This is a genomic window from Sphingomonas sp. AC411 (assembly GCF_979253035.1).
Genome location: NZ_CEEDAQ010000001.1, coordinates 1,210,551 through 1,221,684, shown reverse-complemented (window position 1 = coordinate 1,221,684; position 11,134 = coordinate 1,210,551). Strand labels below are relative to the sequence as shown.

Genomic DNA, 11,134 nt, shown 5'->3' with positions numbered 1-11,134 from the left:
CGATATGGGGGCGTCAATGCTGTTCGGCGTGACCTTACTCGTAGGCAGCCGCTACTCGACCCGTATCAGACGGTTCGTGACCGGCGACTGAACTCTGCAGGTCGGTCCACCTGCCGTTCCAACGACCAGTGCGCAGGGAGAGCGACGGATGGCAAAGGCCCTTCCGTCGCTCTCCCGGTTCTGCGTATTCCAGACTATTCCAGATCGTCTTCGTCGACGACGATCGTCGTCGCGTTCGGCTTGCGCTCGATCGCTGCGAGGCAGGCGTCGACGATATCGTCGTTGAAGCGATTGAACAGCTCGATGCCGTCGTCCTCGGGCTCGTCGCCGCTGAGTTCCTTCAGAACCGCGTACTTGACCGCGAACTCATACTCGTCGCCGTCGAACTCGCCGGAAAATTCGATCTGCTTCTGGATGTCGTTGTCGACGACGCTCGCCTGATCGATTTCAAGGGTATTTGCCATGTTCGAACTCCTGGGGTTTGACCGCCTACTGCCTGCGCACGCGCGGCAGCGCAAGCGCTCAACCCGGCGGTTTGCACATGGATTGTCACGAGGGACCGGCGAGGGCATTTATAGGGACATCACTCCTGTCATTGTGAGTCTCCCATGCCGCGTTCCAGCCTGCTTCGTTCCGCCGCGTTCCTCTTCGTCCTCGCAACCTCCAACACCGCGCAGGCGGCGCCGAATACCGGCCGCGTCAATCCGCTGACCGTCCCCAGCACGCTGCCGTTCCAGGCGCCGCGTTTCGACCAGATCACCGACGCCGATTACCAGCCCGCGCTGGAACAGGGCATGGCGGAACAGATCGCCGAGATGAAGGCGATCGCGAACAACCCCGCGGCACCGACCTTCGCCAACACGATCGAGGCGATGGAGCGCTCCGGCAGGACGCTCGACCGCGCCAGCCAGGCGTTCTTCGGCGTGTCGCAGGCGAACACCAACGATGCGCTCGACAAGGTCCGCAGCATCGAGGCACCAAAGCTCGCCCAGCACAGCGACGCGATCTACCTCGACCCGAAGCTCTTCGCGCGCGTCCAGGCGCTGTACGCGAAGAAGGATTCGCTCGGTCTCGACGCCGAACAGAAGCAGGTGCTGGAAATCTACCACAGTGATTTCCTCCACGCCGGCGCGCAGTTGAACGATGCCGACAAGGCCAAGCTGCGGTTGCTCAACACGCAGATCTCGACCGCGACCACCGACTTCCAGCAGAAGCTGCTCGCCGGGACCAAGGCAGGCGCGCTGGTGGTCGACGACAAGGCCAAGCTCGCCGGTCTCAGCGACGCCGAGATCGCCGCGGCGGCGCAAGGCGCGAAGGAGCGGGGATGCCCGGCAAATACGTCCTGTCGCTCCAGAACACGACGCAGCAGCCCGCGCTCGCCTCGCTCTCAGATCGCGCAACCCGCGCGGCGCTGTTCGAGAAGAGCTGGAACCGGTCGCAGCGCGGCGACGCCAACGATACGCGCGCGCTGATCCAGAAGATCGCGCAGTTGCGCGCGCAGAAGGCGCAGTTGCTCGGCTATCCCAACTATGCCGCTTATTCGCTATACGACCAGATGGCGAAAACCCCGGCAGCGGCAAAGGGCTTCATGACGCAGCTTGTCCCCGCGACGGCGGCCGAACAGCGTCGCGAAGCCGCCGAGTTGCAGAAGACGATAAACGCGACCGGCGCCTCGTTCCCGCTCGCACCGTCCGACTGGGATTTCTATTCGGACAAGGTGCGGAAAGCCAAGTACAACCTCGACCAGAACGAGCTGAAGCCGTATTTCGAGATCAGTCGCGTGTTGACCGACGGCGTATTCTTCGCCGCCAACCAGCTCTACGGCGTCACCTTCAAGGAACGCCGCGACATCCCGACCTACCAGCCGGACATCCGCGTGTTCACGGTGTTCGACAAGGACGGCTCCGAGCTCGGCCTGATGTATTTCGATTACTGGAAGCGCGACAACAAGGCGGGCGGCGCATGGATGTCGAACTTCGTCGGCCAGTCGAAGCTGCTGAAGACCAAGCCGGTCGTCTACAATGTCGCCAACTTCACCAAGCCCGCGCCGGGCCAGCCCGCGCTGATCACGTTCGACGACGTGACGACGATGTTCCACGAGTTCGGCCATGCGCTGCACGGGCTGTTCGCGAACCAGACCTATCCGCTGGTCTCGGGCACCAACACCGCGCGCGACTGGGTCGAGTTCCCCTCGCAGTTCAACGAGCATTGGGCGCTCGATCCGAAGGTTTTCGCGAACTATGCCAAGGATTACCGCACCGGTTCGGTGATGCCGCAGGCGCTCGTCACGAAGATCAAGAACGCGGCGAAGTTCAACCAGGGCTATGAACTGGGCGAACTGGTCGCGGCGGCGACGCTCGATCAGGACTGGCATTCGCTGCCGGCCTCGGCGGGGCCGCAGGATGTCGACGCGTTCGAGACCAAGTCGCTCAACTCGATGGGGCTCGACACGAAGGACGTCCGCCGCGCTATCGCACCAGCTATTTTGCGCACATCTGGGCGGGCGGCTATGCCGCGGGATACTATGCGTATCTGTGGACGCAGATGCTCGATAACGATGCCTATGCGTGGTTCATGGCGCATGGCGGCCTGACGCGCGCGAACGGCCAGCGCTTCCGCGACATGATCCTGTCGAAGGGCCATACCCAAGACTATGCGCCGATGTTCAAGGCGTTCTACGGCAAGGACCCCGACATCGGTCCGATGCTCGAAGATCGCGGCCTGACGGCGACCGCGAAGTAGCGCTGGCGGCGGTGCGGCGGCCCTTTCGGTCGCTGCACCGCACCATATTAATTCTGTAGCGCAACGGTCATCCGACTGTCTCGCAGGCGTAATAGGCGCAGCCCCGGGAGTGACGATCGAACGATCTCGCTAGGGGTTTTCAAGAATGACGATGTTTTCTCGTACCGCCGCACGGCTGTTGTGCGGCGCGGTCGGCCTGGTCGCGGTCGGCGCACCAGTCGCTGCGACGGCGCAGTCGCTGCTAGCTAAGGATGCCGAGCCCGGCTCGCCTGCGCCGGTATCCGAACCCGATCCGGCAACGGCACCCGCCGGTCAGGACGATGCAATCGTCGTCACCGGCACCGCCACGCGCTCGGTCGCGCAGATCAGCGGCGTCGACATGCAGAAGATTCTGCCCGGCGTCAGCCCGCTGAAGGCGCTCCAGACGCTGCCGGGCGTCACCTTCCTGACCGCCGATCCCTGGGGCAATAACGAACAGAACATCTCGCTGTTCGTCCATGGCTTCAACGCGCAACAGCTCGGCTACACGCTCGACGGTCTGCCGCTCGGCGACCAGAATTACGGCAACTACAACGGCCTGTCGCCGCAACGTGCGATCATCTCGGAAAACGTCTCGCGGGTCACGCTGGCCAGTGGCGCCGGCGATCTCGGCACCGCGTCAACCAGCAACCTCGGTGGCACGATCGACACCTTCTCGAGCGATCCGCGCAAGTATCTCGGCGTCCAGGTCGACCAGACGCTCGGCAGCAACTCGACCTCGCGCCTGTTCGCGCGGATCGACAGCGGCACATTCGGCAACGGCAACAGCTTCTACATCTCGGGCTCGCGCCAGAAGGCGAAGGCGTGGGATTTCAACGGAATCCAGGGCGGCTATCAGGCCAATGCCAAGTTCGTCCACGATGACTCGAACGGCAAGCTGACGCTCTACGCGGCCTATTCGGACAAGACCGAGCCGAACGAGGATTCGACCGTCATCACAACCGCGACGCAAGCGACCGCGCCGTACGTCCGCCCGTTGGTCTACCCCAATTTCAACGAGATGCTGACCTATCTGAACTCCGGCGCCTACAAGGCGGACGGGTCGAACTACCGCAACTACTACGGCGTCGCGGCGCGCACCGATTATCTCGGCTACGTCAAATACGACTGGAACGTCAGCGACACGGTCACCTTCTCGAACCAGGCCTATTACCACCATAACGACGGCGTCGGCGTCATTGGCGGCCCGATCGACGTCGCCGGCCTCCCCAAGCTGTTCTCGTTCTATTATCCCGGTCAGAACCTGACGCAGGTGTTCGGCGGCTCAGGCCTCGCCACGCGCACCACCGAATACCGGATCGATCGCGGCGGCTTGGTCTCGAGCGTCGGCATCGATCTCGGCGCGCATCACATCGAATTCGGCGCCTGGTACGAGCATCAGAGCTCGTCCGCCTATCGTCGCTGGTATCCGTTCCCGGTCAACAACCCGACCACGCCCTACCAGCGCCCGAACGACAATCTGACCCCGCTGATCACGCAGTATCACAGCGAAGTGCGCGTCGACGAATACCAGGCGCATATCCAGGACAGCTGGAAGCTGCTGCCGACGCTGACGATCCAGGGCGGCGTCAAGAGCACGTTCCAGAACGCGTCGCAGCGCGTGCCCGTGCAGCCGATCCCGGGCTCGTTCACCGGGTCGGTCGCGCTGCCGGTCGGCAAGATCGACACGCACAAATACTTCCTGCCCCAGCTCGGTGCGCTGTGGGATGCCACCGACACCGAGCAGCTGTTCGTCAACGTCCAGAAGAACATCCGCCAGTTCCAGACCAGCGCCGCTGCCGGCCTGTCGCCGTTCGCGCTCGGCAGCCAGGCGGCGTTCGACCTGTTCAAACAGGACGTGGAGCCCGAGACGAGCTGGACCTACGAAGCCGGACTGCGCTCGCACCATGCGGTGAACCTCGGCCCGATCACCGGGTTCGAGGGGCAGATCAGCGTCTATCACGTCGATTTCAGCAACCGCCTGCTCGGCATCAGCCCGACGCCGGTGGTCACCGCGGTCGTCAGCGGCGCGGCGATCCTCCAGAATGTCGGCGCGGTGAAGACCGACGGGTTCGACGTCGCCGGCACGGTCCGGTTCGGCCCGCACTTCTCGTTCTACGACGCGCTGTCGTACAACAACTCGCGCTACGAGGAGGATTACATCAGCGGGACGTCCACGGTCGCGACCGCCGGCAAGAAGGTACCGGGCAGCCCCGACTGGCTCAACAAGTTCGTCGCCTCGGCCAATTGCGGGATCTTCGACGCACAGCTGGTCGGCGACTATATCGGCAAGCGGTTCGCAACCTATACCAACGACCTGTCGGTACCGGCCTACTTCACTCTGTCGGGCCGCATCGCCGCGCGCGTGCCGCTGTCGGAAGGGGAGATCGTCAAGACCGCGACGGTCAGCCTCAACCTCACCAACATCACCAACAAGCGCGCCGCCTCGACGCTTAGCATCGGCGCGGCGAGCGGCACCTTCAACCAGTTCCCGTTGGCACCTCGCCAGGTGTTCGGGACGATCAGCGTAGGGTTCTGAGGAGGGCAGGGGGGCCGCGGGTTGACCGTGGTCCTTACTCCGTGTCGGTCGCCGGAAACAGGATCGGGGGATCGTCCGGCTGCCAGGGCACCGGGCGTATCATGATCCGGGCAAACAGCGCGGATGCCAGGTGCCTCGCCAGCCAGGCGTGAAGCCGCTCGAACGGCAGTCCGTCGAAATAGGGGCGGTCGGTTTGCGCAAACTGTCGGACGAACGGCATGATCGCGAGATCGGTCATCGACTGCCGACCGGCGCGCGGATGCTCCCCAGACTGCCGGTATCTCGCAACCGCTCTTCCAGCGCGCGCAGCAGGACCGTCGCGGCGTCCGGTGCTCGACCGGATCGACGCCGTGGCGATCGGCATATTTGTACCGGTCGAGATGGTGTTTGAAGGCGCCGTCATTGGTCGCGATCAGCGCCGCGTCGGCGTCGGTCGGCCACCCGTCGTCCGTGTCCGCTCCGGCCCAGCGCATGATATCGAGGCTCTCGTCGATCACCGAGCCGTCCGGCATCACCAGCACCGGCACCGTCCCCTTGGGCGAAACCTGGAGCATCGCCGCCGGCTTGGCGCGCAGGACGATCTCGCGCAGTTCGACCGAGCGGCCGTTCGCCACGATCGCAAGCCGCGCCCGCATCGCATAGGGGCAGCGACGGAAGCTGTAGAGGATAGGCGCCATGCACCCGCCTATAGCGAAACGCCGCGTTCGGGTCGCCTCGCTCGGGAATATCGAACTACCGGCCAATATCGGACCAACCGAGCCGCTGGCGTGATGGGTGGTGCTTTTCTCAGGGCGATCACCTGCTAGCTTGTCATCAGCGATGCGCGGCTCGACAGTTGCAGCATCCTCGGCGCCCCGCCCGGATACGAGTGTCGCACGGACGGGCGGGGTGCCTCGTTAACACCAAATTTACCTTGGACAGTGCAGAGCGGCCGCAGGGCATCGCCACAGTAACGCGTACCTTTAGCGCCCCGCCGGTTTCAGTCACACGGACAAGCGGGGCGCTTTTCCCGCATCGCGCCCCCGCGAATTTACGCAGATCCACTTCAGATGACCCCCGCCCCGCGCATCAGCGCCCTTTCAGTCATACGCAGCGACGAACTACGTCCATGGTTGTATCATTGGGGCGGCGATGGCGGCTGACACCGCAAAATCGTCATGGGCACGGAAGGTCGCGGCCTTGGGCGGACGATAGAGGGGCTTTCGCAAGCGTATCCGTCGTGGCACGCCCCTCAATCCCCGCCCTGGGCGGCCCCTTTCCCCATGCCGGGGAGGATCAGATGAAGGGACGATATGGCTAAGTTTCTGGCGTTCGGCGAAATCATGCTGCGGCTGTCGCCACCGGGGCGCGAGTTGCTGTTGCAGACGCCGAGGCTCGACGTGTGGGTCGCCGGCGCCGAGGCGAACGTCGTCACGCAGCTTGCCCGGCTCGGTCACGACGTCGGCATGGCAACGATGGTGCCTGACAATGATCTCGGTCGCGCGGCGATCACGACATTGCGGGGACACGGCGTCGACATGGCAGCGACCTCGCTCGGCGGGGAACGGATGGGACTGTACTTCGTCACGTCGGGCGCCGGTTTGCGTGCGACGGAAGTCATCTACGACCGCGCCTGGTCGTCGTTCGCCGAGGCGGCGGTCGACGCGTGGGACTGGGATACGCTGCTCGCCGGCGTCGACCGCTTCCATCTCTCGGGCATCACGCCAGCGCTCGGTCCGGTCCCGGCGGATAGCGCGCTCGCTGCCGTCCGCGCCGCCACGGACCGCGGTATCCCTGTGTCGTTCGACGGCAACTGGCGCGGCAAATTGTGGGAGCGGTGGGATTCGGATCCACAGGCGATTCTCACACAAATTGTCGCGCACGCCGATCTGATGTTCGGCAACCACCGCGACATCGCGCTGCTGCTCGGCCGCGACTTTTCGGGGATGCGGAGGATCGGCGGCGCGAGGCGGCCGAGGCGGCGTTCGCGGCGTTTCCGCGGTTGCAGACGATCGCCTCGACCGCGCGGCACGTCGAGCATGTCGATCTCCACCGCCTGTCCGCGCGGATCGATACGCGCGCGACGCATGTCCAGACCGACGAGGTCGTGCTCGCCGGGATCGTCGACCGGATCGGCGGCGGTGACGCGTTCGCGGCGGGCGTGCTCCACGGGCTGCGCTCGGGCGAGGACCTCGGCGACGTCGCGCGCATCGGCCTCGCGCTCGCCGCCCTCAAGCACTCGCTGCCCGGCGATGCGAGCCTGTTCCGCCAAGCCGATATCGATGCGTATCTGGCAGGCGGGCTCGACGTCCGCCGCTGACGGCCGAACGCGAAGCGGGCTACGTATCCGTTCGAGTCAGATTTCGCCCGGACTGAAACCCAGCGCCGCGACCAGCGCCGCGCGCGCTGCGGTGCAACGCTCCCACAGCCGCGGATCGCCGAGATCGTCGGGCGCGATCGCCTCGGGCCATGCGCGCGCGATCACCGCCTCGATCCGCGCGCAGGCTGCCTCGTCGAGCAGGAAGCGGGGATCGATCGCGGCGAGCGCCTCGGGGCCGACTTGCACCCGCAGTCTCAGGCACGCGGGGCCACCACCGTTGCGCATCGATTCGCGGACGTCGACGACCTCCAGCCGCCGGATCGGACCGCCGCTCGCGACGAGGTCGCCGAGCCACGTCCAGACCGCATCATTGTCGCGGGCTTCGGCGGGCAGGATAAGGGCCATGTCTCCGTCCGGTAGCGTCACCAGCTGCGAATTGAACAGGTATGTGCAGATCGCGGTGTCCAGGCTGACGCGGTCCGCGGGGACTTCGATCACGAGGGCGTCGGGCAGCAGCGTGCGCAACGCCGAGCGGAGTGCGGCGGGATCGGCGAAGGCGTGCTCGTGCGCGAACAGGACATGGCCGTTGGCGACCGCGACCACGTCGTTGTGGAACGCGCCGGCGGCGATCGCGGCGTCGCTCTGGCGCACCATGAGCGTGCGCGCTGGATCGAGACCGTGGCGACGCGCGACGGCTCCGCTGGCGGCGCGGCGCTGGCGCGAGGGGAAGCCGCCTGCATTGCCCTCGCCATAGACGAACATCTCGACCGCGCCGTGCCCGGCGGGCGAGGCGAGGCGCATGAAGTTCGCCGCCCCTCGTCGCCGAAGGCCGCCGGAACAGGAGGATGTACCCGGAAGAAGCGCGGATCGGCGAAGGCGAGGCGGAGCTGGCGTTCGGTCTGCGCGGCTTCGCTGGCGCGGTGCGGCATCGTCGACAGGTTCGCGACCGAGATGTGGCACAGGCCGTCCGCGGTATCGCTGCCCGGCGACACGGTGCCGGCGTTCGCGGTCCACATCGCCGAGGCGGACATCGCGTTGGCGACGAGCGCGCGGTCCGCGGCCCATGCCGAGGCGAGGACTTCGGCATCGGCACCGACGAACCCCAGCGTCCTGAGCCAGTCGATATTGGGGCGGACATGCGGGAGAAAAACGCCTTGGCGCAGCCCGAGCGCCATCGCACGGCGCATCTTAGCGATGCCCTGGAGTGCGGCGAGGCGCGGTGCGGAAACGTTGCCGGCGTTGTTCGCCGAGGCGAGATTGCCGATCGAAGGCCCGCATAATTGTGCGTAGGCCCGATAATCCCGTCGAAATTGACCTCGATCACCAGAATCGCTCCTATCCCTGATGACCAGCCGCCGTCACGCCGTGTAAAACGGCGCGCATGACGTTCGATATCGGGGATAGGGCATCCGCCCAGGAAAATCGGCAATGGTCGGGGCGATAGGATTCGAACCTACGACCCCTGGACCCCGAGACCAGTGCGCTACCAGACTGCGCCACGCCCCGACAACATTGCCGGTGAGCGCCCTAGCCGCGACTGCGAGTCCCGGCAAGACAAATATCTGCTGCGTCCGCGATCTATCGCGGGCGGGGCGGCACTGCTAGGAGCGCGGCATGACTCCGCTCGACCGCATCCGCAATTTCTCCATCATCGCCCATATCGACCATGGCAAGTCGACGCTCGCCGACCGGCTGATCCAGGAAACTGGCGGCCTCACCGCGCGCGAAATGTCCGAGCAGGTGCTCGACAACATGGACATCGAGAAGGAACGCGGGATCACGATCAAGGCGCAGACCGTGCGCCTCGCGTATCACGCGAAGGACGGCCTCGATTACGTCCTCAACCTGATGGACACGCCGGGCCATGTCGACTTCGCCTACGAAGTCAGCCGCAGCCTCGCCGCGTGCGAAGGGGCGCTGCTGGTGGTCGATGCGGCGCAGGGCGTCGAGGCGCAGACGCTCGCCAACGTCTACCAGTCGATCGAGCACGACCACGAGATCGTGCCGGTCATCAACAAGATCGATCTGCCCGCCGCCGAGCCCGAGAAGGTCCGCAAGGAAATCGAGGACGTGATCGGCATCGACGCGTCCGAGGCGGTGCTCGCGTCGGCCAAGTCCGGAATTGGGATCGTCGAGATCCTCGAGGCGATCGTCACCAAGATCCCGCCCCCAGCGGCGACCCGGAGGCGCCGCTGAAGGCGATGCTGGTCGACAGCTGGTACGACCCGTATCTCGGCGTCGTCATCCTCGTGCGCGTGATCGACGGCGTCCTGAAGAAGGGCCAGCAGATCAAGTTCATGCAGACCGGCACGATGCATCTGGTCGACCGGGTCGGCTGTTTCCGGCCGAAGATCGAGCAGCTGACCGAGCTCGGCACGGGCGAGATGGGCTTCATCACCGCACAGATCAAAGAGGTCGCGCAGACCCGCGTCGGCGACACGATCACCGACGCCAAGCGGCCTGCGCTGGAAGCGCTGGCGGGCTTCAAGGAAGTCCAGCCGGTCGTGTTCTGCGGGATGTTCCCGGTCGATGCCGCCGAGTTCGAGAAGCTGCGCGAGAGCATCTCGAAGCTGCGGCTGAACGATGCGAGCTTCTCGTTCGAGATGGAGACGTCGGCGGCCCTCGGCTTCGGCTTCCGCTGCGGGTTCCTCGGGCTGCTGCATCTGGAGATCATCCAGGAGCGGCTGACGCGCGAATATGATCTGGACCTGATCACCACCGCGCCTTCCGTCGTATACGAGATCGAGCTGACCCACCCCGATCCGTCCGGCACGACGCATATCGAGCTGCACAACCCCGCCGACATGCCCGAGCCGAACAAGATCGCGACGATCAGCGAGCCGTGGATTGAGGCGACGATCTACGTCCCCGACGAGTATCTCGGTAGCGTCCTCAAGCTCTGCCAGGACCGCCGCGGCATCCAGAAGAACCTCACCTATGTCGGCGGCCGCGCTCAGGCGACGTACGAACTGCCGCTCAACGAAGTCGTGTTCGACTTCTACGATCGTCTCAAATCGATGTCGAAGGGATATGCGAGCTTCGATTATCACCAGATCGGCTACCGCGAGGGCGACCTCGTCAAGATGGGCATCCTCGTCAACGAGGAGCCGGTCGACGCACTGAGCATGATCGTCCACCGCGGCACCGCCGAAGTGCGCGGCCGCGGGATGGTCGAGCGGCTCAAGGAACTGATCCCGCGTCATCTGTTCAAGATCCCGATCCAGGCGGCGATCGGCGGCAAGGTGATCGCGCGCGAGACGATCAGTGCGATGCGCAAGGACGTGACCGCGAAATGTTACGGCGGCGACGCAAGCCGGAAGAAGAAGCTTCTGGAAAAGCAGAAGAAGGGCAAGCTGAAGATGCGCGAATACGGCTCGGTCAGCATCCCGCAGGAGGCGTTTATCGCAGCGCTGCGGATGGGCGACGACGCGTAGGCGCTCAAGGCTAAGCGCGTAGCCGCTTAGCCGAGGAAAGCGCCAAGCCGGACGGCGACCGGCCGAGCTCGTCCTCGGTCGTGTCGTTCGACGACGCGGCTT

5 protein-coding genes, 1 tRNA gene and 4 pseudogenes are annotated in these 11,134 nt (G+C 65.2%); 6 read left to right on the top strand and 4 right to left on the bottom strand.

Features of this window, described 5'->3' with window-relative positions; all coding sequences use genetic code 11:
* Nucleotides 1–194: 194 nt before the first annotated feature.
* Nucleotides 195–464, bottom strand: coding sequence for a DUF1488 family protein (locus AC0IX7_RS06280; RefSeq protein ID WP_128452689.1), 270 nt, complete (start codon nucleotides 462–464; stop codon nucleotides 195–197).
* 144 nt (nucleotides 465–608) lie between these two features.
* On the opposite strand from AC0IX7_RS06280, the gene AC0IX7_RS06275 reads away from it, so the two are divergent.
* From AC0IX7_RS06275 to AC0IX7_RS06260, 4 genes are all read left to right on the top strand, one after another.
* Entirely contained in the window at nucleotides 609–1,472 is an 864-nt protein-coding gene (locus tag AC0IX7_RS06275) for a hypothetical protein (protein WP_471810878.1), read from the top strand.
* A complete protein-coding gene (locus AC0IX7_RS06270; protein ID WP_471813766.1) occupies nucleotides 1,412–2,593 on the top strand; it encodes a M3 family metallopeptidase in 1,182 nt (393 codons plus the stop codon). The genes AC0IX7_RS06275 and AC0IX7_RS06270 overlap by 61 nt, the downstream gene beginning before the upstream one ends.
* The gene (locus tag AC0IX7_RS06265) at nucleotides 2,494–2,742 is read left to right on the top strand and encodes a M3 family metallopeptidase (protein WP_471813764.1); all 249 of its coding nucleotides are present in this window, start codon (nucleotides 2,494–2,496) and stop codon (nucleotides 2,740–2,742) included. Before AC0IX7_RS06270 ends, AC0IX7_RS06265 begins: the two co-directional genes overlap by 100 nt.
* A gap of 145 nt (nucleotides 2,743–2,887) precedes the next feature.
* On the top strand, nucleotides 2,888–5,299 hold the full coding sequence (locus AC0IX7_RS06260; protein WP_471810877.1) for a TonB-dependent receptor: 2,412 nt from the start codon (nucleotides 2,888–2,890) through the stop codon (nucleotides 5,297–5,299).
* 34 nt (nucleotides 5,300–5,333) lie between these two features.
* Here AC0IX7_RS06260 and AC0IX7_RS06255 read toward each other — a convergent pair.
* Nucleotides 5,334–5,976: pseudogene (locus AC0IX7_RS06255) on the bottom strand (glutathione S-transferase).
* 615 nt (nucleotides 5,977–6,591) lie between these two features.
* On the opposite strand from AC0IX7_RS06255, the pseudogene AC0IX7_RS06250 reads away from it, so the two are divergent.
* Nucleotides 6,592–7,598 (top strand): annotated as a pseudogene (locus AC0IX7_RS06250) (sugar kinase).
* Nucleotides 7,599–7,634: 36 nt separating this feature from the next.
* Here AC0IX7_RS06250 and AC0IX7_RS06245 read toward each other — a convergent pair.
* A pseudogene (locus tag AC0IX7_RS06245) lies at nucleotides 7,635–8,928 on the bottom strand (N-succinylarginine dihydrolase).
* A 99-nt stretch (nucleotides 8,929–9,027) separates the two neighbouring features.
* Nucleotides 9,028–9,104: transfer RNA gene (locus AC0IX7_RS06240), tRNA-Pro, on the bottom strand.
* Nucleotides 9,105–9,212: 108 nt separating this feature from the next.
* Here AC0IX7_RS06240 and lepA point away from each other — a divergent pair.
* Nucleotides 9,213–11,032: pseudogene (gene lepA / locus AC0IX7_RS06235) on the top strand (translation elongation factor 4).
* Nucleotides 11,033–11,134: the final 102 nt, after the last annotated feature.